The organism is Paenibacillus catalpae, assembly GCF_900112695.1.
GTDB classification, from domain to species: Bacteria; Bacillota; Bacilli; order Paenibacillales; family Paenibacillaceae; genus Pristimantibacillus; species Pristimantibacillus catalpae.
Genome location: NZ_FOMT01000006.1, coordinates 207950 through 231387, shown reverse-complemented (window position 1 = coordinate 231387; position 23438 = coordinate 207950). Strand labels below are relative to the sequence as shown.

The following is a 23438-nucleotide window of genomic DNA, read 5'->3' as shown; positions in this document are numbered from 1 at the left end:
CCTCCGATGGTACACGTACCATCCCAACCAAACGAGCCCAAGCCCCAGCAGCCCGCCGAGCAGAATGATATATAACAGATGGACCATTTCTTCACTCATTCGGGTAACCTCCTTACACCAACTCTTACCCAAATAGGATGAAGCTACGGCGCCAAATTATGCAGAGGTGGTGGTTTTCATTACTTCTTCACAGCTGCTTTGAACGCTTTCACCAGATCGTCGGCGCTTTCCGAGATAACGAACAGGACATAGTTACCCTCTACAACAATTTTGTAGTTCTTTGCATTCTCGTATTGGTCCTGCAAATACTGCTCGAATTGCTTTTGAACCGCTTCAGCGCGTTTGACCATGCCTTTTTTCACCGCGTCGATATCTTTTTCTTTCCTTACTTTGAACACAGCAATCTCATTAGTCTGCACGTTCATAAGCGGCATACGTGCCGAGAAGTCCGCGAGCGTTGAGGCATCGATGCCGTACATATTCTTCACATCATCGGCAGTCATTTCCATCAGACGAGGCTGCTCTACCGCCTTAAGCATCGCTTCGACTACATCATCCGCAGCCTTATCCGCAGCCGGGCTCGGGCTCGGCTTAACCGTTGGCTTTGGCGCAGGTTTCGGCGTTGGCTTTGGTGTGGCGGACGGCTTCGCGCTTGGCGCCGGTGTTGGAGCAGGCTTCTTCGCCGGTTCAGACGGCTTCGCGCTTTGAGCCGGCTCCTTCGTTGCGGCTGGTTTTGTCGCTTGCTCCGGGGTCGCGCTCTGCTCAGGCGCCGGGCTGGCGCTTGGGCTAGCCGACGGACTTTCCGCCGGCACCTCCTCCGATGCCTCCTCGCTTGGCTCCGCATCCGGGCTGACCGACGGACTCTCTTCGGCTGGAGCAGATGCTGTAGGGCTTGGAGAAATATTCGCCGCGTTATTGCCGTTGTTCCCGTCATTGCTGCCGCAAGCGCTTAAGATACCGCCCAGAATCATCGTGGACAGAAGAAGAATGATGGCACGTTTTTTCATGAAAGTAATCTCCCCTATTATGTTGTTGTTTACTTGCTGAGCTTCAGAATCTCATTGTTCTCGGCGAACGTCGCCGTGTTGAACAGCAGCAGCGTATCGCTGATGCCGTTGTCCTTCATGTATTGGCTGATGCTGCCGTTATAATAGCGCATATCAATCACATGAATCTCTTTCACATGCTGCGTCAGGAATGGCAGAAAGCTGTGGGCGTAAGAATCCTTGATTACAAGCAGCTTGTCCAGATTCTCTTCGCCCGCCGGAATATCGCTTGTCAGCGTCATAAGCGCATGAACTCCGCCGAGGAAATACGAATATTTATCTTTTTTCGCCAGATAGCTCTCGTCGTACAGACGGTCCGTCCGGGTATCCGTATCTGCTACGTACATCGACGTGGCAACAGGCTTCTTCGGTATATATACCTGCAGCAAATCCGGCTTCGCCAGACTAAACTGCCCGCGCGTATGGTAGCTGCCAAGGAAGGAATCGCTTACGATCTTCACGGTATAGTCCGTCATGGGATGCGGCTTCCACCCCATCTGCTTCGCATACGCCTCATACGCGTAATAAGCGCCAAGCGTCGTCCAGTGATGATCGGTCCGGTAATAAATATCCTCCGGGGCATGCGGCATCAGAACGTTGAACCCATTCATATACGTCAGATTCGCAAGGCCCTCCAGCTGATTCCCTACCGCTTCGTTCATCTTATCCTGCGGATCATAAGGCGCCTTCCAGGGAAGCTTGTCCGGATAGAGGCCAATCGAGGTCGGCGCAAGCAGGAACTTCATGTCAGAGTCCGGATTAGCAGCGGCAAACGCCTTCACCGCAGCCGTATATTGGGCAATCAGCGCCGGATCAGGCTTCGTAAATTTCTCGAACAGGTAACCTTCCTTGCCGTTATAAATCCCGTTGTTCTCCTGCTGAAGCCTCAGCTGTTCAGACAGCGACTTCACCCACACCCACTGACCGCGCAGCGGAAAATGATCCGTGACGTACGTCTCCGCTTCTTCCGCGAACTGCTTGGAGATCAGATTATCCCAGGTCAGCTTGGGCTCCGCCTGCAAATAACGATTCTCCAGCTCGGAGAACTTGTTAGACGGCGAGAACAGGAAGAGCAGCGCAAGCACAAAGATCGTTAAGACGAACCAAATGACGAGCAGCCGGTCGGTTTGCTTTTTCATGATGATTGTCCTCCTTGCTGTCAGAAGCGGAAATACAGGAACGGATTAAACGTCGCGTCGACGAGATACGAAACGGACAAAAGGAACAAGACAATCAACCACGCGGAACCTGCCAGCGAGCGTACCGCCGAATATCCGCCTTCCCCCTCTGCGGACTTCTTCCAAGCGATTGAAGCGAGAACAAGCAGGGCGAGCAGAACGGCATTCGTGTACAAAAAGTACAGCGTCCCGTCATTCCAGGCCGGCTGCCCGTTTAAGCCAAACATCGCTTTCAGATAATCTCCAACCTTCGGCAGCTCGTCAAAGGCAAACAGCACCCATCCGATCAGTATAAAAAGGCTGGCATATAGATGCCGCATCCACCTCGGAGCACGGGCGAGCAGGCGAAGCCCGGCCCATTTTTCGAAAATAAGAATGACGCCGAAGTAGAGGCCCCACAGCATAAAGTTCCATGCCGCCCCATGCCAGATGCCGGTCAGAACCCAGACAATCAGAATGTTGCGGAGCTGCTTGCCGAGCCCCTTCCGGTTGCCGCCAAGCGGAATGTAGACGTAATCCCGGAACCAGCTGCCAAGCGAGATATGCCATCTGCGCCAGAAGTCCGTTATGCTCTGCGCCGCATAAGGCTTGTTAAAGTTCTCGTTGAACCGGAAGCCGAACATCAGTCCAAGCCCAATCGCCATATCCGAGTAGCCGCTGAAATCGAAATAAATCTGGAACGCAAAGGCCATAATGCCAAGCCATGCGGTCAGAACCGGCAGCGTACCGGCGTCCGCATCTGCGATCGAATGCCAGAGCAGTCCGATATTATTCGCAAGCAGCACCTTCTTGGCCAGGCCAATAATAAAGCGCTTTACGCCTTCGGCGAACATCTCCATCGTCACGCGGCGTTCTTTCAACTGCTCGGCCAGCGTGTTGTACTGCACGATTGGTCCCGCAACCAGCTGCGGGAACAACGCGACAAACGTACCAAAGTCGATCCAGTTGCGCTGCGCCTTTGCCGTTCCCCGGTATACGTCGATAATGTAAGACATCGATTGGAACGTATAGAACGAGATGCCGATCGGCAGCGCCAGCTCCGTCAGCGGAATATCGGTGCCAAGCAGAGCATTGACGTTATGGACGGCGAAGTCGGCGTATTTGAAATAAGACAGAAGCGCCAGATTCACGATAACCGATGCGACCACGATTGCTTTCCGCCGCTTCGGCCCCCACTCCGGCTTGCTTAACAAGAGACCAAAGCCGTAGTCCGTCACCGTCGAGATCAGCATAATGACAATGTAGACCGGTTCTCCCCAGGCGTAGAACACAAGGCTGGCGAGGAATAGAATCAGGTTCTTTCCTCGGCGCGGCGACAGCCAATAGAGCAGGAAGACTGCCGGCAGAAAAACAAACAGGAATAACAGGCTGCTGAATACCATAACTGGTTACTTCTCGTCGAAGAAGGCGTTGAAGGCGGTTACCATTTCATCCGCTTGTTCATCCATAACGAACAGCAGATAGCTGCCTTTCACGGCTGTTTTATAGTTTTTGGCATTCTCATATTGATCAGGCAAATAGCTTTCGAATTGCTTCTGAACATCTGCCGCACGCTGTTCAACGGCTTTCTGGACCGTCTCCATGTCCTTGGCGTCTTTCACCTTCAGAACGGCAACTTCATTGGTCTTGATGTTCATAAGAGGGGTCTTGATAGAATACGCTTCGAGAAGCGCCGGATCCAGATGATACAGATTCTTCACCCCTTCCGGATCAAGCTCGGCCTGCGGCGGCTGCTCGTATGGCTGCACCAGCTTCTCTACCATTTCTTTCGGGGTTAACGAGGTTTCAGGCGATTTGCTGTTGTTGCCCCCATTCGAGCACGCACTCAGCATCAGACTTAAGAGAACCGTAAATAGCAGAAGAAACATTGGTTTTTTCACGTCTAGCACACTCCTTGATGTAGGGTAATCATTTCGAATTCAGACAGTGCTTCTGACGTTAAATATGACAGGAAGGTTACACATTGCCGTTAATTAACAAAAAAAAGAGCACCCTCAAGGAGGATGCTCTTTCATGGTTTTTTGATTCTATTGTCTTAACGTCTTGAGCGCTCCGCTCCACGCTAGAACTTGATCCAGCATGCCGTTTACATTAGTCAGATGCAGATCAGCCGGCTTGAATACTGAGCCGTTCTCAAAGTCAGTGAACAGCGACAGCGCCGGGTGAACGCGTACGTCCGCTACCGACAGCTCGCCAAGAATACCGCGAAGATGCTCCGCTGCGCGGGCGCCGCCCACCGAGCCGTAGCTCACGATGCCGGCTGCTTTGTTGTTCCACGCATCACGCGCGAAATCGAGAGCATTTTTCAGGGAGCCTGTGATACTGTGGTTATATTCCGCTACGATAAACACGAAACCGTCCAAGCTCGCCAGCTTCGAGTTCCAAGCGCCCGCTTGCTCCGATGCATCCACTTCGCCAAACATCGGCAGCTTGTAGTCTGCAACGTCTACAATCTCATAATTAGCATCGCCGCGTTTATCAGCAACACCTTTAACCCACTCGCCTACTTGCGGACATACACGACCTTGGCGTGTACTTCCCAGAATGATACCAATATTCAGATTCGACATGAATTTTCCCTCTTTCTTAGACTAAGTTTAACGATTGAACAGAAATCACTTGCTCTATCGTCTCCATAACATTCTTTCTCTATACAGGGGCTTAAATCCTTTCCATATCTTGCCTTAATTTATCGTAAAGTTTGGCAGCAGCCGGAGCTAACGGCCCCGTTCGACTGAGCATTCCCATGAGCATATCGACCGATGCACCTTGAATCTCCCTTGTTATCGTGCCGGCGGGCAAGGGATCAAGGGCATACATCGGCACAAGGGCAATGCCAAAACCGCTTGCAACATAATGCTTCAACGCTGTCATACTGCCGATCTCCATCGTCCGGATAGAGATTAGTCCGTCATCCTGCAGTATTCTCTCCAGCTTCTTCCGGTAGGGACAGGTGGCCGCGGTAATAAGCAGCCTGTGCCCTTCCAGATCGGCCAAGCTAACCCGATCGGTCCCGGCGAGAGGATGATCCTCCGGCAGCAGCATGACGAACTTTTCCAGAAACAGCGGGTGGAAATACAGCTCTTCTCCAGCCTCTGGCGCCGAGCATAAAGCAAAATCCAGCGTTCCCTGCCTCAGGCTGCTTACTAGCGCCGGTGTACTTGCAATCTCAAGCGATACCTCGATTTTGGGAAATTCCCGCATAAAAGCCATTAACAGCTGCGGCAGCCGCGAGCTTGCGGTTGGCTCCGTTACGCCAAGCCGGATTTTGCCCGCCTCGCCTTTATGCATATCCGACAGATTGGCCTGCAGCTGCTCCATCCGGTATACGATATCCAGGCTTTGCTTGTAGAACAGCCGTCCCGCTTCCGTCAGCCGGACCTTCTTCCCCCGTTCAAACAGCTGTACCCCCAGATCCGCCTCCAGCTTCTGAATTTGCATCGTCACCGTGGACTGAGCATAGCTGAGCTCTTCCGCCGCCTGATTAAAGCTGCCATGCCGCACGATCGCCTGCAGGGTCTTTAAGGTTTTCAGATCCATCCGGCACCTCTTTATCCCTTATTAGTTCAATATAATTGAACCAAACATTCACTTAATTCAATTATACAAATCGATCTGAGACTTTTACAATCGATGTAAGGAAGAAATAAGGGAGGAAATCACATGAACCTGCAGCATAAAACAGCGCTAGTAACCGGAGGAGGAACCGGGATTGGCCGGGCAGCCAGTCTGGCGTTAGCAAGCAAGGGCACATCGGTTGCCGTCAACTATTCACGCTCCAGAGAAGAAGCCGAAGAGACCGTGCAGCTTATTCGGAGCCTGGGCGGACAAGCGATTGCCCTGCAGGCAGATGTCTCGAAGGATCAAGAGGTCAAAAATATGGCGGAGCAGATCGTCCGTCACTTTGGCAGCATTGACCTGCTTGTTAATAATGCCGGCATTACAAGCCATATTCCGTTCCCGGATCTGGAGGCCGCAACCGAAGAGGTGTGGGATAACTTGTTTGCTGTCAACGTGAAGGGCATGTTCTACTGCGCCAGAGCCGTCGCACCCTACATGCAAAAGCAGGGACAGGGCGCCATCGTCAACCTTGGCAGCATCGCCGGCATAACCGGCCTCGGCTCGTCCCTGCCCTACGCGGTATCCAAGGCCGCCGTTCACGGCCTTACCAAGTCGCTTGCCCGCGCTTTGGCTCCCGTTATTCGCGTCAACTGCGTCGTGCCGGGAGCCGTGGAGACCAGATGGTGGGCCGGCAGAGAAGAGCAGATGAAGCAGCATGCTCCTAACCTGCTCTTGCAGCAGCTCTCTACGCCTGAGGATATTGCGCAGCTTATCTGCGCCGCGCTGGAGCAGGAAGCGATGACTGGCCAGATTATCACCGTCGACAGCGGCCAAACGCTGTAAGCCTATTTCACAACCTCTTTATATTTACCTGTACTTGTGATGTCCACCTTAACATGCACGCTGCCGAGAGAACGTTCGTTCAGGAAGAACGAACTGCCTTTCGTTAGCTGGTGGAAGAGCCGGGGATTCCGCCGGTACAGCGTTTCTTCCAGCTGGAAAGGATCACATTTTTTTGCCAGGCCAATTTTGAAGGTATGCCGGATTTCATTCTCAATCGTTTGTTCCGCCTTCTCCTCCAGCTCCCGGATCGATGCGTCAAAGGACTCCCGGATTGTACCTTTCGCGTTAACGGAAATTTCAAACGTTACATCGCCGCCCTGGACAAGGGGCTTCACTTTCAGCTTGGGATGAGTAAACGTAATCGCAGCGTTCTTGTCCTCCTCCAGCGGGACCTGCAGCGTTGTTTTGGCGATTTTTTTGGTAGCCCACCGTATACCCTGCAGTTCTTCCACCGTCATCTTGTCCGCCAGCTTTCCATGGTTGAAAAAGTAAGCGCCGTCCATCTCGAACATCCCCTTCTTCTTCTCATCCTCCAGCCAGCTGTTCTTGTTGATGGCAATAGAGGGCATATAGAAAGAGTTGCCCGGCTCGTTCATATTCGCAATCAGCCGGTTGCCATAGGAGGCAATAACATAAGGACTTTGGCTGCGGGACTGCACGCTTGTGAACATAATCGTGTCAAGCGGCGACAGATTGAACAAGGAACGTTGAGTGAGGACATCCGGCAGCTTTTCCGCCGTTCCAAATACCAGGACGTTATACCGCACCTCATAATGACGGTTGAGCGTGCTGTAGGTTTCTTTGCCTCCGTGCCTCAATATATTTTCACTGAGCACAACCGCCTTCATATGCCCCCAGAACAACGGAAATTGAGAGGTCGTATTCGTATCGGCCAGGGAAAGCGCAAGCGTCTTCCCTTCCCCCTTGCCAATCCAGATCGGCACTTCCGTCCCCAGCTGCGTATTCTCGCTCCGGGCGATATTCGAGAAGTTAAGCACCTGAACGTAGGTCTTATACTTACCGTCCTCATAGTCGATGCCAAGCGCGGTCACGTAAGCCAGGTTCTGAATATCTCTTGAGTTCGCACAGCCTTGAAGAACCGGCACCACTAATAAACAAAGGACCGCTATCCTTCCTATTAATCGCATCAAATTTCAACCTCCCTGCCGTTCATCATCCTGATTCTGCAGGCTGATGGGACGCCGTTTCATCATAAACCACGGCAATCGGAGGAACGAAGCAACCAGATCCTTGATCTTAAGCGGGGATAACGGTGCCAGATAGCTGACGCCGAAGGAGCTCTGACTGCCCATTACAGCAATAAAAATAACAATCCCCAGAATAACCCCGTACATGCCGAGGAAGGAGGAGAGGATGAAGAAGAACAGCCGGATAATGCTGACCACCGTGCTTAATGACTGGTTAACCAGCGTTACGCCCGAGACCGCCGTTATGGCGCCTACGACTACAACTGAAGGAGAGACAAGCCCCGCCCTGATTGCGGCATCCCCGATAATAAGTCCCCCAATGGAGGTTAAGGTCTGTCCAATCGAGGTTGGAAGACGTACGCCCGCCTCGCGGAAAATCTCCAGGAGCATGAGCAGAATAAACATCTCAATTTGGGCCGAGAACGGCAGCCCGAGCCGTGAAACCGAGATCGTCGCCATGATCCGGAAAGGCAGCTGGTCCTGATGGAAGGCCATCAGGGCTACCCAGATGCCCGGCAGAAACACCGTCACAAACAGACTAAATAACCGGATGAACCGGGCGAATGAAATATAGGTGTAGTTGAAATGAATATCTTCCGGCGACTTGAGCAGCAGGCTTAATCCTGCCGGCCCCACAATCACAAGCGGATTGCCGTCCATCACAATGAGAAACCGGCCCGAGAGCAGGGAGTTCACGCAATAATCAGGCCGGCCCGTATAGTCCAGCAAGGGAAGAAACTTGTACTTCGAGCCCGTTAAAGCCTCTTCCAGCTGATTAATGCTGTATACGCCGTCGGTATCAATGGATTCCAGGCTTTTATGAACGGCATCTAACACCTTTGGACTAATAATATCCGAGAAATAAAGGAGCGCAAGCTTCGTCTTCGTCCGTTTGCCAAGCGTATATTCCCGAACATTAAGCGAGTGGCTGCGCAGCCGTTTGCGGATAAGCGCCACATTGGTCGACATATCTTCATTAAAGCCATCCTTTGGCCCTTTAATGGAGATCTCCGTGCTTGACTCCGTTGGCATTCGCTGCGGACGGTCGGCGATCTCCATCCGGAAATAACGCTTCTCCTGGACGAAGTAGAGGAATAGCCCTCCCTCAAAGATCGTCTCATCAATCTCATCGATTGTAGGATGACCCTTGTAAGAGAACAGCGATAGCCGGGACACCAGTTGATTCATCTCTTGGGCGGTGACTTTGCCCGCTCCATCGTAATATTCGGCGAGGACAGGGAGCGCAAATTCATGGATTTGCCCCGTGTCGCACAGGCCAACGGCATAGACCAATACAACTGCCGTCCTATCGCTTGCTCCAAACCGGCATGGCTTCACGCATACATCGGCCGACCCTTTATATAACTGCTTTAATCGTTCCTCCGACCAGTTCATGCTGGCTGCCGGCGCTGTCATTGAGGCTCACCCTTTCGGAATGGTTTGGAAGGCTTGGCGAATAGCGTTATGACCATCCACGTGATTGTCACAGCAAACAGGATACCGAACGATATCGGCAAAAAGAAGGCATACATCCACTTGTAATAGGTGTTATCATTCGTTGGAATAATTCCAACGAATATATAGCTGGCCATTATAATGGCTGTAGCCCATTTCCGAACCCGTCCGGTCAGCCTCAGGGTATCCGTAATCAAATAAGCGGCGAGACTGATCCGAATGCATGCCCCCGACATCCATTGAAAGATCGAGAAGAAATCGACATGCTCGATATATTCCCCCACCTTCACCAGCCGCCACTGCTCATAGGGAGGCGTCATCTGATTGGACGCTTCTTTTGGCCCGAATTCGGTAATCGCCCCAACGATGGGCCCCAGCATGATGACAATAATAAACAGGCTGTAGGCAAATACATGCCAGGTCTTGATCTTCTCGCTGAGCCGATGCTGAAGCATCAGGATGAAGATGACTTCAATGAAGCCGCTCGAAGCATAAAGGATGCCGTCAAGAACGGGAGCCCACCCATGCTCCAGAATGGGAGTTAGGAGACGGTAATCCTTTTCCGAATGATTAAAGACACTGACGAATACCCCCAGCAGACTGACAATGGGAAACAATACCCCTGCCGTAACCGCGATGACGCGAAGCCCCCATATCGTAATGAGGAAGCAGATCGCAACCAGAGTGAGCGTCAGCACCAGCGCAGGAGAAGCCGGCAAATAGTTCGTTGTATTCCATTTCACGGTATGAATGACGGTTGTAGCTCCAATCACGTACAAGACTACGCACACCGGTATCATCAGGATCCACGACACCAAAGGGTGAGTCTTCTCGGATATCCACTTCTGCCACTTCTGCTGTCCGGATTTGCGGATCATCCAGGAAAGCAGCAGACACCATACGATAAACATGCCTCCCGTTACAAGAACGGTAATCCAGGCATCCCGGCCGGAGGAATCCAGCAGCATCGGGTTAATAATGACATGATCAATAAGTCCGTTCGTTAAAGCGAATATCATAAGCAGCTGGATTATTGTAATTTTGCTCGCCGATACATTCATCTGAATATCATCCCGTTTCATAGCATCCCCTGTAACTGGGAAAAGATATGTTATACGCTCCCTCTAGAACTGCCAAATTATTCATAGAACAGCAAAAAGCCCCCTTGGGCAAGGGGGCCGGCATCCGGTTTTATAGTTGATTCTCAATTAACGGCCTCAGCCGGTGCTCCCATATCCACTGCGGGTTATAGCGCTGACGGGTGATGGTTTTGGCCTGTATGACCGGATTATCATCCATCATGCGAACGATCAGCTCCGCATGCTCGCGTAAATAGGCTTCCTCAGAAGGATGATAGGTTTCTCTCGTGTCGCAGCCGAACCCCCGCGCATTCCATCGCATGAAATACGCCTTCAGCCGATTGCCCAGCTCCTCCAGAGCAGGCACCGCCTGATTCAGGACCAGCATATTCCCGCGGCTTGCCGCCTCCAGCACAATAAGTCCAAATGACTCCGAATAGGACGTGCATATAAACAGGTTGCTCAAGGTGAACAAATCCATAACGCCGCGATGCGGGAATCCGTCCGGCCAGCCCAGCTCCGAGGTGAATACAAGCGCATCGACGCCAAGCCCGTATATCTCCCCTTCGCTTCTGATTCTTTGTTTATAAGCAGCGGGCTCAATATCAAGTGAGGGAAAGTCGCAAAAGATCATTTTCACCCGCTTCCCGGACACGGCGCCTATGGCACCCAGCAATGCGGCTGCTTTCTCCATCTGCTTACCCGTTGTCAGCCGGCCAGGATACACCGCCAGAATATCCGGCTCGAGCAGATCGGTCAGTTCTCCGAGCCGCTTAACCTCTTCACTTATCTCGCCATACAGATTCAAGCTGTTAGGAATGGCTCTGCACCGCTCGAGCGGAACCATGTATTGGTCAGCCAGTGCAGCAAGCCCCGACTCCGCCGGATATAAATACGTCGCATTCGGAAGGGGCATATACCTCGCCGAGAGGGGCCAGTCCATCCGCCGCGGCCTGGCGGCCGGATGGGAGTGGTTCATCGCGAGGAACCTTAGCCGGGGAAGCCTGACCTGCACCTGGCGGACGGCCACATTATGTACGAGATGCCATCCTTGATACAGAATATCGTGGAGAAAGACAACATCCACATCCTGCAGCGCGTCATATAAGCTGTCCGCAACGGCCTCAGCCTCCTCAAAGAAGCTCGGATGGACCCTGCCGGTTGGCTGGGTATAATCCATCCAGTGGATCTGCTTACCCTGCAGACGGTTCGTTATTTTTACCCATTCAATCCGTTTATCGTTATAGATCCCGTACCTCTCGGAATCAGGGCAGTCCTGGCTGACCAGCACCTTCACCCGCATTCCGCCGCCAAGCAGCATGTGCAGATGCTCCTCTACAACACTGACCAGGGAATAGGTCTTCGACAGCCCGTTAAACATCGTAAGAATGGCGATTTGCAACACCCGACCCCCTTTTTTTGTGTAAATACTGTCTTCTATGCCTGAATAAGAGGGAATATGCATAGGTATCTAAGGTGTGCGTAAATGGGCTTATTACTGTACTTGGGAGGGGATTCATGAATGGCCTGTGTTGATCTCGGGATAGCCAATAGCTTCAACTTATTTCTGTTTGGCGATCATACCCAATCCTTTGTAGACTCAGAGGGGAGAGTAGCCGTTGGAGGCAATGCCACTTATAACAGCTATGGGATTGGCAATACACTGCCCGTGTCAACGACAAGAGCGGATTTGATTGTGCGGGGAAATATTGATATTTCTGCGGGTACCAATTTCGCTGGGAATACCGTTATCTACCCAGGCAGTACGGTCATTAATTACACGATGACCAATAATAACGGAGTACCCGGCCAGCCCCTTGTAAGTACGCCAATCGACTTCGACGGGGCTGAACAATATTTGGCGCAGCTGTCCCTTAACCTGGCTGCCTTACCCGTAAACGGCACGGTAACCATTAATTTTGGCCAAATCGTACTTACAGGCACGGATCCTGCCATTAACATATTTATGTTCAACGGCAATAATGTGGACGGCAACGGACTGCGGCTGGATACCGCAAACGGCATTAACATCATTGCTCCGGCAAGCTCGACTATTCTCATCAATGTTGGGGATGACAGTGTCGGATTCGGAAGCTATCAGATTTTTCGCAATGGCGTTACCGCTACTCCCGGGGACGGACAATTCATTCTCTGGAACCTCTATCAGGCGATTACCGCCTTTAACCAGAACCTGTCGATTACCGGCTCCGTGCTTGCACCTTATGCGAACTGGGAAGCGATTGGCTTCGGCAACATTGATGGAACGCTCGTTGCTCAATCACTCACGAATGTGGGCGGCACGCTTGAGGCGCATAATATACCGTTTATGGGCTGCCTGCCGGGTACGGTTGTGCCGACATCGTCAACCACATCAACTTCGACGACTTCTTCTACTACATCTACAACAACGTCAACAACATCAACAACATCAACAACGAGTACAACCTCAACAACCAGCACATCATCAACATCGAGTACATCTAGTACAACAACCGCCGTTCCCACTACTTCAACAACAACAACTTCAACGACTACAACGCCAGTGCCGACGACCACAACCACGACATCGACTTCAACCACGACACCTGCAGTTGTCACGGGACCAATCATTACAGCGACCAAAACCCCAAATGTCACAACCGCACAGCTTGGCGATACGATTACGTATACGATTACGGTGACAAATATAGGAACGGCTCCCGGAGAAGTCATATTGGCCGAGGTCTTTCCTCCTGGCGTTCAATTCATTCCATCCAGCTTATTTATTGACGGAGGCCGCTTCAGCGGTGTGGACGTTACCGAGCAGGTCATCATCGGTCTCATCAACGTCGGGCAGGTCGTGACCATTCAATTCCAGGCGTTTGTTACGGGATATCCTCCTAATGGACAAATTACGAATGCCGGCTTTATCGTCGCCGTTCCGCCAGGCACTGTACCGGCAACCTGTACGCCTGGAGAAATTTCTGTAAGCGGCATGTTGGGGGTAACGCCTGTTCCCGGGCTCATTCTACCTGTCCTTCCTATCTTTAAGCCTGGCGTAACACCAACGCCGGGCCAAGTTCCGAACCTGGGGCCGATAACCGGTCCGGATGGAACTGTTCTGCTTAGTCAGCAGGTATCGGTTCCGGGCGTTACCCTTACACCGCTCGTTGGTTTGACCATACCGGTCATGGCAGGAACGGTTCAGCCCATCCTCTCAACAAGCTTTGTCACAGTCCCTTGGATAACGGTTCTGAATACGCCTAACCTGATTGTCTCCAAAGCCTTTCTTGATGTCTCCTTATTTGTGGGACAGCGGATTACCTATACCATCTTTGTCATTAACAACGGCAATGCGGTATCCGGCCGAACGACTTTAACGGACATCCTTCCGGCGAATGCACTATTCATTCCGGGAACCATTCGTGTTAATAACGTGCTTAGACTGGATGATAATCCGAGCGAAGGCATTAGTCTTGGGCCCATTGCTCAGAATCAAAGCACGACCATCCGTTTTGATGTCCTCGTAAGAGGAAGCGGAGCACTAACGAATACAGCTCAAGTAAAAGCTGATTTCGTGCTGCCGAATCAACAGATAGTAACTCAGACCTACCAGTCCAATACGATATCGAACCCGGTATCCATGATTCGCGCATCAGACTTTGCCTCCTTCCTCAAAACCGCCGACGCGCAAATCGTCAGGGTCGGAGACAGCTACCATTACAACATTACGCTCACGAATCTATCTTCGGATATTACGGCCAGCCAGGTCATCTTCTATGACCCGCTCGATAATCAGCTTTCCTTCGTATCAGGAAGTCTGACCGTCGACGGCATTCCGCAGCCTGATCCTCAAGCCGGTATCCCGCTTGGCACCATCGCACCGGGAGTAACGCGGAGACTTACCTTCCTGGTGAACGTGCTGGCCGAGCCGATGGGCGGCATTATCATTAACCAGGCAGCCGTTCTTTTCGAATTCCGGTTTGGAACCTCCTGCTTCCGGGCCGGTCTGCTGACCAATACGGTTCGCATTATCGTCGAGGAAGAAGAAGAATAATTGAGAAAGGCCCAGGATCCTTGCATGGCAAAGGTCTTGGGCTTTTCTGCAATATCGAAATTAAATATAATTATTTCTTCCCGTCAGGCACCCTTTTCTCGGCCTAGCCGCCTGTGATAAAGTGGAAATTGGGCTTGAATATAGATCCGTGGAGGGGAAAATAAGGACGGAACGCCATAGCATACTGTCCAGAGGGCCTAAACAAAATAAGGTACATACCTTTTCGATGGAAAGGAAGGCAATTATCCATGAATGCTTCTCAAGCTGGTGGATCCAGCTCGGCTCCCGACTTAAGCAATATTAAGCGCGGGCCCATTATTGCTACTATTATTATTGGCGCGTTTATCGCGATTCTGAACGAAACGCTGCTTGGTAATGCACTCCCTGAGTTAATGAATGCTTTCGAAGTTGGCCCTTCAACGATCCAATGGCTGACAACCGCTTATATGCTTGTGGTAGGTGTGCTCGTACCGGTAACAGCGCTGCTTCAACAGTGGTATACCACCAGACAAATGTTTATCGGCGCAATGACTTTGTTTTTTGCAGGCACTGTCATTTCGGCCGTTGCGCCTGAATTTGGCGTTCTCCTTGTAGGACGTATCGTTCAAGCGATCGGAACCGGTCTGATGCTTCCTGTATTGATGAACACCATTATGGCGATCTTCCCGCCGGAAAAACGCGGTGGCGCCATGGGTCTGATCGGTCTTGTTATTATGGCCGCTCCTGCCATTGGTCCAACACTGTCCGGTGTTATTATGGACTCGTTGAACTGGCGCTGGCTGTTTATTCTTGTGATTCCGCTTGCGGCATTGTCTATTATTTTCTCCTTTATGTTCCTGAAGAACGTATCGGATATAACAAAGCCTAAGGTTGATATCCTGTCCATCCTTCTCTCCACCATCGGCTTTGGCGGAATCGTTTACGGCTTCAGCTCGACAGGCGAGAGAGGCTGGTCGGATCCAGAGGTTGTCTGGATGATTACGATCGGCGCTGTCTCACTGATTCTGTTCATCTGGCGCCAGCTTAAGCTGAAGGCTCCGATTCTTGACCTGCGGGCATTCAAATTCCCCATGTTCTCGATCGTAACCATCCTGCTGTTCGTGCTTATGATGACGTTGTTCTCCACCATGACGCTGCTCCCGATGTTCCTGCAGGGCGCTTTGCTCATGACCGCATTCACATCCGGCCTGATTATGCTGCCTGGCAGTATTGTCAACGGAGTTATGGCGCCCGTCTCCGGCGTCTTGTTCGACAAGTTTGGTCCACGGGTTCTTGTTACACCGGGCTTGATTCTTGTTGCAATCTCGCTGTGGATGTTCACAGGCATTGATGCAGCCGCAAGCAACGGCCATATCATTCTGATTCATATCATTATGATGATCGGTATTTCTCTTGTGATGATGCCGGCTCAAACCTCCGGTTTGAACCAGCTGCCGCGCCATCTGTATCCTCATGGCACAGCGATTCTGAATACGCTGCAGCAAGTATCCGGTGCGATAGGCACAGCCCTGTTCATCAGTATCATGAGCAACGGCACCAAAGATTATCTAAAGACGTCATCGGACCCGACCGCACCGGCTGAAGCTGCAAAAGGAATGGTCTCCGGTATTCACGATGCCTTCTGGATTGGTCTTATTGTTGCCATCGCCGCAATCATTATCGGCTTGTTCGTGAAGCGTACAAAACCGCCGGAAAGCGATCAGCCTGAAGGTGAGAAGCGCGTCAGCATGAGCCACTAAATTGAAAAAGCGCCTTCTAGGTTGTCCTGGAAGGCGCTTTTTGTTGGGGCAGATTATTTAAGGAAGCCGTCTTTGAAGATAGTCAGCAGGCTTTCCAATGTTGTTGGGTCGCTGTAAGTCGAAGCCTCTGTATCAATTTCGATGACATGGTTATTCTTCACGGCAGGGATGTTCTTCCAAGTATCCGTGTTCATGAAGGCATTATCGTTTGCGGAGCTTCTGCTCAGTACGATCCAATCGCCCGAGTAATCAGGAAGCAGCTCTTGCGACAAGGTGTAGTAGCCAGGGCCTTGAGCATCCTTCGTTACTTTCTCAGGCATTTTCAGCCCCATCGCCTGGTACAATACTTCCGTACCGCGTGCCCAGTGGTCGCCGAATACGTAGAAGCTCTTGGCATCCGTTTCAATAACGGATACGGTTGCGTTCTCGCCGATCTTCGCTCTAACCTCTTCGCCAAGCGCGGCTGCACGGGCTTTGAAGTCCTCAACCCAAGTTTTTGCTTCTTGCTCTTTGCCAAGAATCTTGCCGATTTCCAGCTGTTGATTCAAGTAGTCCAGCTTGCCCCACGTGAAGGCAACGGTAGGAGCGATCTCGCTCAGCTTAGCAACGTTCTTGCTTTCTGTACCTACAATGATCAGGTCCGGATCCAGCTCAATGATTTTCTCCAGATCTTCATCGGATACCACTTCTGCGCCTTTCAGCTTATCCGTGAAGAGAGGGCTCATATTTGTCCATTGGTCTACGCCAACAATATTAGCGCCCAGGGAAATCATGTTTGGCGCATAAGCCAATGCTACGATACGCTGCGGATTCGCAGGAATTTCAACAGGACCGCTTTCCGCTTGGTACGTTGCCGTACCGGAAGCAGGCTGCTCTGCTGCTGATTCCGAAGGTGCGGGTGTTGCGGTAGCTTCCGCAGCCCCGTTGTTAGCGTTGTTCGTGTTGTTTGCCGAGTTGCTGCCGCATGCGCTAAGTACGACTACAAGCACAAGCAGCATCATTGCAGGGATAAACTTTTTCATGGTCTAGCTCCTTTTCTATTTTGAATGGCATTAGCTACGATAATGATTATCAATATCACATTGAATAACTATAAATGGTTATTGGAAGTCTGTCAATGAGGGCAACTTAAAATTTTTATAGAGCTTTGTTCAAATTCTTGATTTCCAATTATAGGAATTTATTAGGAGGAAAAGTGATATGACAATGGACAATTTGCGTTATCCGATCGGCCCTTTTGAAGAGATATGCGAACCAACTGACGAGCAGCGCAATCAATGGATGATGGGGATGACAGAGATGCCGTCGATGCTGCGGCAAGCCGTGGAGATTCTATCCGACGAGCAGCTGTCCACTCCTTACCGTCCTGGAGGCTGGACCATCCGGCAGGTCGTTCATCATCTGGCGGATAATGATATGAATGCCTATATCCGATTCAAAAGAGCCTTGACCGAGGAGGAATCGACCGCTTCAACGTACCGGCAAAACATGTGGGCGGAGCTTCATGACTATGAAGCTCCCATTGAGACCTCGCTCGTGATCCTTGAAGCGCTGCGCAGCAGGTTTGCCATATTGCTTCATGGGATGCAGCCGTATGAATTCCTAAGAACCTTTACCAGCCCGACACATGGGTTAATGACTCTGGATACGGCCTTGCAGCGATTTGACTGGCATGGCCGCCATCATCTCGCGCAGATTACTTCACTAAAAAAGCGTATGGGCTGGTAGCCCATACGCTTTAGTTGATTTTAGTTAATTATGCCGCTTTCCAGCACCTGCTTCACAAGCCGCTTCGGGGCGGCGAGCAAATAGGCTTCCTGAATAATTCCGGTGAGCTCTTCCCAGTTCGGCCCGACCTCCATATCTATGGAAACCCAGCCGTGATGGCCGATATACGGTGTCTTCACGTATCCGCCCTGCTCCAGCAGCAGGAACTGCTGCTCCTTTGTGGCTTTGATCGACAAGCTTGGCAAGGCACTATTATGCCCTTCTCCCATCATGATGAAGGTTTTGCCCCTCACCTTCATGACATCATGGCCAAATCCGTCTACGATCTGATCTACTTCAGGCAGCGTCCGGCAAATGTTCTGCACCCGCTCCAGCATCTCCATACCTAATGGTGTTTGCATCAATTAGCCCTCCCTTCTCCGATAAAGATCCATACTCTTAAAGCCTTCGCCCAATATGATTTTCATTTCGTCCTTCCGTTTGTTCCTGGTCCCCTCTTGAACAGCGCTGTAGACATATCGGGCCCAATCCTTGCGGTATCCCGGTGTAAGCGACTGATAGAAAGCAAGCACCTCCGGGCTCCCCGCCAGATCCTTCTCAATCTCCGCCACCTGACCCGCGTAGTCAGCCGAAACTTGACTTGGCTTCTTCGAAGCGGAAGCCTTAGACTTCCGCGCCTCCGATTTGAAGCCTACAACGGTAAAGACATCATCAAGCCCCACCATACGGGCGAACTTGATGGAGCTTGTGCCGATGTAGCCTTCTTCTTCGTCCGCGCCAAGCCCTTCAAACAGGCTGTCCCGGTGAATGTAAGTCGGATACGCTTTGTTGCCCTTCTTCGGGTATGCCGCGAATAAGTAGCCCCCTTCCTGCAAATAACCTTGCTCAATGACTTCAGCCATCAGCTTCTGCAGCGACTCCATATCGAGGACAAAAGCAAAAATAAGATCATAACGGCTGCCCGTCTGCAGCTTCGTGTCATAATGCTCAAGATCCGCCAAAGCTTTATGGCCTTCCGGCTGATGCAGCACGGCGGCTTTTTTATATTTATGTAAACTCAACTTCTCCACTATCGTCTTGCTCATCAGTGACCTCCGGTTTGTTAACATGGGCATAAGGCGCTTTGTCATACACCAAGTTAAGCTGAATGCCGTGCTCCAGATAAGCCTTCAGCCCGCACAAAACAATCGTAAACCCTTCCGTGGAACCAATCGCCTGCTGAACCACCTCTTCCGCTTCACCTTCAAAGCCGGAATCTGTAATGGTTACAAAGGTCTCGTTCTCAGACTGGGCGGTAAACGTCCATTCCGCATTTGTGCCCCAATGGATTACAATTCGTTTGTTCACTTCGAGCTCCAGTACTTGAACAGGTGCAGAAGCCCCGTACATGTCCCAATCCCATTGGACTTGCTTGCCGGCTTCTAACCTTGCACTTCCCCTCGTGAACCAGAACTTCGACGTAATAGCCGGATCGATAAAAGCCTCATACACTTCGCTCACTGGCCTTCTGATCAGCATTTCTGCTTTTGCAACCGGAAATGTCACTGTCATTACCCTCCCACTAATTAATCATCTTCCTTACTTCTATATTAGCCGGCATTCAACCTGCTAAACCTGATTTAAACCCTTAACTCTATTATCTATCCAATTTCTTATAGACGGCTTTGATGAAACCGCCAAACACCTCGTGGCTGTAAGTGAAGCCGTGCTTCAGATAAAAATCAAGCGCATCCTCATTGCCGTTGGAGACATAGATGAACAACAGCTCGACCTCCGGGAAGCTTTCCAGCCATTCCATGGACATGGCAAACAGCTTGGATCCAAGACCCATGCTCCGATAGCCGTCGCGCAAATACAAATTGCTCAGGAAGCCGATTCGTTTGGGGAGCATGACCCAATCCGGATAAAAGCCTTTACTGACGGCCGGGTCCTGGTTAGGCGCCCATGCAGGAAGCTTGTCCTCCCCTTGCTCCACATCATCTATAGTTGAGAACGCGTAGCCAACCGGAACTCCGCCATCCCTAACGATAAGAACGTGCTTGTGAAGCGCACTGTCATAGCTGCGGCGCATCCGTGTATTAAAGTTCATCCGGTCAAACACTTCGGGTGCCATAACAGCCCGGGACTGCTGAAAAGCCATAAGCTCGTCGCAAAGCTCCCGGCAAGGCTCAATATTGCCGTCCGTTACCACCTCTATTGTTATATTCGTCATGTCTGCCTCCTGCAAGCCATCTCTACTTTGTGTAACTAAAATACCTTGAATATCCGACTAATGCAATCGGTTGATAGAAGCAAAAAAGAGCCTCTGCCCAGAGACTCTCCCCAAAAGTTCTATTCAAACAGCTTGCCAAGTGCATCCAACATCTCGCCTGTGCCATGTTCGCGAATTTCCGGTGTGTCATGACCGTCAAAGAAGGCTCCCTGCTCGGTAAACACCAGCTTCGTACCGCCATCCACCACAAACAGTTCAATGGTTGTCGTGGAGACGGACATCCGCGTTCCGTTCATATCCAGGGTGTAGGTGTACACAATGCGCTCATCCTGCACGATCTCCTGATAAACCGAGTCAAAGGTAAAGACCGGTCCTTCCGGCGGTCCGCCGCTGCTGTACTCGCGCCCGCCTACCCGGAATTCGAATTGATCAGGCTTCGAGAACCATTTGCCCTTTACCTCCGGATCTGCCCAAGCTTCAAAAACCCGCCCCGCGCCAGCCTTATAAGTACGTTCAACAACAAAGGTCGCATGTTTAACAAATCTTTCGTTCATTCGTTTTCCTCCTCAAATGAATGGTCCTGCTCCAGCATCGAACCCAGCCTGTCCAAATGCTGCTCCCAGCTGGCCCGCCGCTCAAGAACGGGCTTCTCAAACTCCATTTTCATCGCTTGCAGAAGGCTTGTAAAATCATCCACCGATAGGCCCTTCTTGCCGATAAGCAGCTTGGAAGCATGCTCCAGTTGTTCAAGCAGCTTCTGCTGCTTTGCGATCTGCTCTTTAATCCGCTGCTTCTGCAGCGTCACCATCTCGAGCGGACTGATCTGCTTGGCGGATAAAGTCTCCTTAATCTCCTCGAGCGATAAGCCCAGTTCCTTCAGCGTCAGAATCTGATGCAGACGCGACAGATCAGCTTCATTGTACAGCCGATGGCCCGAATCGGTCTGCCCCGACGGCGAGAATAAGCCGATCTGATCGTAAAAGCGCAAGGTTCTGACCGTTAGCCCCGTCAATTTGGCGAGATCTCCAACTTTCCATAGATTGTTCCCCTTTCGTTTGCGCTAGCTTTATACCGGTAGCTCTATTGTAGAGCATGACGTTACGTAAGGTGCAACCCCCATGCTGATTTTACGTTCGAAATATATTTTGTACGGATAAAGAGGAAGTAGACGAGCTGAATGATAACGAAGGACCCCAGTACCGTCAGCGACGGCTTCATCATATTGTACTCGAACATATTCTGCATCGCTATAAGGGCAATTGCCCCATGAATGACTGCCACAACAATCGGCGCAAAGAACAGGATCATCAGCTGCTTCGACAGAATCGAGGACAATTCCCGGTCCGTAAGGCCGATCTTATGAATAGCCTGGAACTTCCGCTTATCTTCGCCAAGGTCGGTATAAAGACGGAAATAGAGGAAGCTGCCCGCTCCAACAAAGAACACAATGCCGATAAAAAATCCGACAAACAAGATAACGCCAAAGAACTGATCCTGCTTATACAACTCATAATCGACGCCCATGAACCAGTTGTCCGAAGAACCGTTGTCTGAATAACCCAGCTTGCCGTCGATCTCTTCACCCAGCTTTTTCAGTGCAGCATGCGAACCGGACACATCGAAGGCATATTGATAAATGACGCTCTTCGTTTCCTTCATCTGATCAAACCGCTCATCCGTCACTACATAATAGTTCGGCCCTGCCTGAATCGCAGGCGTATCAATGGTTTGAACCGGCTTCAGTGTCAACGCCGATTCTTTCAGCGTAAGAGGCGTAAGTTCAGGCTGCCCCGCACCCATCATGGTACTGGTGTAATGGACAATCGCTGCCTCATCTCCCTCGACGTCAGCTTTATTCCCTTTAGCCGCACTTACAAGCGCGTTAAAGGCGGACTCTGCCACGACGGAGATCTGCTTGCCGTCCTTCGTTTCAACATTTTTAATCGTTAATTGATATGGATGATAGGACAGTCCCGATCCCTGCAAAGTCTGTTCTATCGTCAAAGCGTCCTGCTCGGACGGCTTATCATAAGAAGTGTACTTCATCGCGAACGGATTATCGTTCCTGATAACATCCGTATACATCGATTTGAAGCCAAACAACGAACCAATGGCGGAGAAAGCAACCGTCGACAGGATCGCGACCATAAAGAACGTTCTGGCGTTATCCTTCATCCGGTAAGCGAGGTCCGAGAACAGGATGATATTCGTTTTCCGCCAGAAGATGGAGCGGCTCTTGCGGCCTTTATGAACGGCGTAAACGCTCAGCTGCGTAAACAGGAAGTACGTTCCTATTATAACGACAATCGTCACCGGCACCATCGCATAAAAAACGATCATTCCTTTGGCCAGCAGGGATACGGTATAACCGCCAACGATAAGCAACAGCGCAAACCAGGACAGCAGAGCGGACGCTTTGGGCTCCGGCTTTGGCTTGTTTGAGCCTTTCAGCAGATCAATAAGCGAATTATTCCGAAGCACGGTAACCGTAAATAACGAGATGAGCAGGAACAGCGCCATAAAGGCCGCCCCGGTCAGCAGAATAGCCTTGGCTGGAAAATAAAACGGCAGCGCCTCATCGAGGCTGAGCAGCTTCTTGGCCGACATCAGAATGATTTGGGCGAAGCCAAATCCAACGACAATACCCGCCACCGTCGCGCCGAAGCCGATTACGATATTTTCCATAAACACGAGACGGCGCAGCTGCATGCTTGTCATCCCGTGCATGATGAGTATGCCAAACTCCTTCTTGCGTGTCTTCAGGAACGACCCCATCGAGTAGAGTACAAAGAAGAACGAGAACACATAAATAACCGATTCGGCAAAATGCATAGCTACAGACACATTGGCATGAATCTTGCCATCCGCCAGTCCCGGATGAAAAGCAAACATCGAATAGACGAAAAAAACCATGACCGAAAATGCACTGCTTAGAAAATACCCCGCGTAAATCCTCCAATTGCGGATTACGTTATTGAAAGCAAACCGTCGCAAGCTCATAAATAAGCCCTCCCTGTTGATTTGTTCTCATCGTAACAAAAGGAGGAATTCTACAGCTATCGATTAACCTTACGCTTTCTTACAATATTGAAAGGTTCTGATCTTCCCTGGCTTGTAAGCTGCAATTTAAAAAGGAGATGCCCATGATTGTCACGGCACATCTCCTTTTATTAGCTTACCGGCCAGGCCTCAGGCTAAGCATTAAGGTCCCTTAAGGACCTTAAAGGTGCTGACTCCAGCCTTTTCTCCGAGGTTAAGACCCTCTAGGGACCTTAACCTCTTCAGTTCAGCCGATAATCGGCCTATTTTTAGGCTTGCCTTCTCCACTAAGGTCCCTAGAGGACCCTAGCCCT

At 51.0% G+C, this 23438-nt stretch carries 21 protein-coding genes and 1 pseudogene; 4 read left to right on the top strand and 18 right to left on the bottom strand.

Going from position 1 to position 23438, the window contains the following annotated elements:
• Window positions 1-179: 179 nt before the first annotated feature.
• The 6 genes from BM200_RS30670 to BM200_RS25620 form a co-directional block, all read right to left on the bottom strand.
• A complete protein-coding gene (locus BM200_RS30670) occupies window positions 180-1007 on the bottom strand; it encodes a DUF4358 domain-containing protein (protein ID WP_091189596.1) in 828 nt (275 codons plus the stop codon).
• Window positions 1008-1036: 29 nt separating this feature from the next.
• The gene (locus BM200_RS25640; RefSeq protein WP_245773153.1) at window positions 1037-2185 is read right to left on the bottom strand and encodes a DHHW family protein; all 1149 of its coding nucleotides are present in this window, start codon (window positions 2183-2185) and stop codon (window positions 1037-1039) included.
• A 20-nt stretch (window positions 2186-2205) separates the two neighbouring features.
• Window positions 2206-3606: an MBOAT family O-acyltransferase gene (locus BM200_RS25635; RefSeq protein ID WP_091189593.1), complete on the bottom strand. Its 1401-nt coding sequence runs from the start codon at window positions 3604-3606 to the stop codon at window positions 2206-2208.
• Between the two features lie 6 nt (window positions 3607-3612).
• Window positions 3613-4104, bottom strand: a complete 492-nt coding sequence (locus BM200_RS25630; RefSeq protein ID WP_091189591.1) for a DUF4358 domain-containing protein — start codon at window positions 4102-4104, stop codon at window positions 3613-3615.
• Window positions 4105-4251: 147 nt separating this feature from the next.
• Entirely contained in the window at window positions 4252-4794 is a 543-nt protein-coding gene (locus BM200_RS25625; protein ID WP_091189590.1) for an NADPH-dependent FMN reductase, read from the bottom strand.
• Window positions 4795-4885: 91 nt separating this feature from the next.
• Entirely contained in the window at window positions 4886-5764 is an 879-nt protein-coding gene (locus tag BM200_RS25620; protein ID WP_091189588.1) for a LysR family transcriptional regulator, read from the bottom strand.
• A 123-nt stretch (window positions 5765-5887) separates the two neighbouring features.
• Between BM200_RS25620 and BM200_RS25615 the strand changes: the two genes are divergently transcribed.
• Window positions 5888-6628 carry an SDR family NAD(P)-dependent oxidoreductase gene (locus BM200_RS25615; RefSeq protein WP_091189586.1) on the top strand — a complete coding sequence of 247 codons (741 nt, stop codon included), beginning with the start codon at window positions 5888-5890 and terminating at the stop codon, window positions 6626-6628.
• A 2-nt stretch (window positions 6629-6630) separates the two neighbouring features.
• Here the strand turns inward: BM200_RS25615 and BM200_RS25610 are convergent, their stop codons facing one another.
• The 4 genes from BM200_RS25610 to BM200_RS25595 form a co-directional block, all read right to left on the bottom strand.
• Entirely contained in the window at window positions 6631-7776 is a 1146-nt protein-coding gene (locus BM200_RS25610; RefSeq protein ID WP_091189585.1) for a Ger(x)C family spore germination protein, read from the bottom strand.
• Between the two features lie 6 nt (window positions 7777-7782).
• Complete coding sequence (locus BM200_RS25605; protein WP_091189584.1) at window positions 7783-9252, bottom strand: spore germination protein; 1470 nt, start codon at window positions 9250-9252, stop codon at window positions 7783-7785.
• Complete coding sequence (locus BM200_RS25600) at window positions 9249-10373, bottom strand: endospore germination permease (protein WP_245773152.1); 1125 nt, start codon at window positions 10371-10373, stop codon at window positions 9249-9251. The genes BM200_RS25605 and BM200_RS25600 overlap by 4 nt, the downstream gene beginning before the upstream one ends.
• Window positions 10374-10482: 109 nt before the next feature.
• A complete protein-coding gene (locus BM200_RS25595; protein WP_091189582.1) occupies window positions 10483-11772 on the bottom strand; it encodes a glycosyltransferase family protein in 1290 nt (429 codons plus the stop codon).
• 120 nt (window positions 11773-11892) lie between these two features.
• On the opposite strand from BM200_RS25595, the gene BM200_RS25590 reads away from it, so the two are divergent.
• Together BM200_RS25590 and BM200_RS25585 are read left to right on the top strand one after the other, a co-directional pair.
• On the top strand, window positions 11893-14406 hold the full coding sequence (locus BM200_RS25590; protein ID WP_091189580.1) for a choice-of-anchor A family protein: 2514 nt from the start codon (window positions 11893-11895) through the stop codon (window positions 14404-14406).
• Window positions 14407-14654: 248 nt separating this feature from the next.
• Window positions 14655-16145, top strand: a complete 1491-nt coding sequence (locus tag BM200_RS25585; RefSeq protein ID WP_091189579.1) for a DHA2 family efflux MFS transporter permease subunit — start codon at window positions 14655-14657, stop codon at window positions 16143-16145.
• Window positions 16146-16198: 53 nt separating this feature from the next.
• Here BM200_RS25585 and BM200_RS25580 read toward each other — a convergent pair whose 3' ends face one another.
• Entirely contained in the window at window positions 16199-17167 is a 969-nt protein-coding gene (locus BM200_RS25580; RefSeq protein WP_091189578.1) for an iron-hydroxamate ABC transporter substrate-binding protein, read from the bottom strand.
• Window positions 17168-17345: 178 nt separating this feature from the next.
• Between BM200_RS25580 and BM200_RS25575 the strand changes: the two genes are divergently transcribed.
• A complete protein-coding gene (locus BM200_RS25575) occupies window positions 17346-17873 on the top strand; it encodes a YfiT family bacillithiol transferase (RefSeq protein WP_091189576.1) in 528 nt (175 codons plus the stop codon).
• 20 nt (window positions 17874-17893) lie between these two features.
• Here BM200_RS25575 and BM200_RS25570 read toward each other — a convergent pair whose 3' ends face one another.
• The 7 genes and pseudogenes from BM200_RS25570 to BM200_RS25540 all read right to left on the bottom strand — a co-directional run bounded on the left by BM200_RS25570 (window position 17894) and on the right by BM200_RS25540 (window position 23085).
• Window positions 17894-18274 carry an MmcQ/YjbR family DNA-binding protein gene (locus BM200_RS25570; protein WP_091189575.1) on the bottom strand — a complete coding sequence of 127 codons (381 nt, stop codon included), beginning with the start codon at window positions 18272-18274 and terminating at the stop codon, window positions 17894-17896.
• Between the two features lie 3 nt (window positions 18275-18277).
• Window positions 18278-18958, bottom strand: a complete 681-nt coding sequence (locus tag BM200_RS25565) for a YdeI/OmpD-associated family protein (protein WP_091189573.1) — start codon at window positions 18956-18958, stop codon at window positions 18278-18280.
• Entirely contained in the window at window positions 18921-19424 is a 504-nt protein-coding gene (locus BM200_RS25560) for an SRPBCC family protein (protein WP_091189572.1), read from the bottom strand. The genes BM200_RS25565 and BM200_RS25560 overlap by 38 nt, the downstream gene beginning before the upstream one ends.
• Window positions 19425-19509: 85 nt before the next feature.
• Entirely contained in the window at window positions 19510-20085 is a 576-nt protein-coding gene (locus tag BM200_RS25555; RefSeq protein ID WP_091189570.1) for a GNAT family N-acetyltransferase, read from the bottom strand.
• Window positions 20086-20204: 119 nt separating this feature from the next.
• Window positions 20205-20639 carry an SRPBCC family protein gene (locus tag BM200_RS25550; RefSeq protein ID WP_091189569.1) on the bottom strand — a complete coding sequence of 145 codons (435 nt, stop codon included), beginning with the start codon at window positions 20637-20639 and terminating at the stop codon, window positions 20205-20207.
• Window positions 20636-21121: pseudogene (locus BM200_RS25545) on the bottom strand (MerR family transcriptional regulator); the annotation flags it as partial. The gene BM200_RS25550 and the pseudogene BM200_RS25545, both read right to left, overlap by 4 nt.
• A gap of 62 nt (window positions 21122-21183) precedes the next feature.
• Window positions 21184-23085, bottom strand: coding sequence for an FtsX-like permease family protein (locus BM200_RS25540; protein ID WP_091189566.1), 1902 nt, complete (start codon window positions 23083-23085; stop codon window positions 21184-21186).
• Between the last annotated feature and the right edge of the window lie 353 nt (window positions 23086-23438).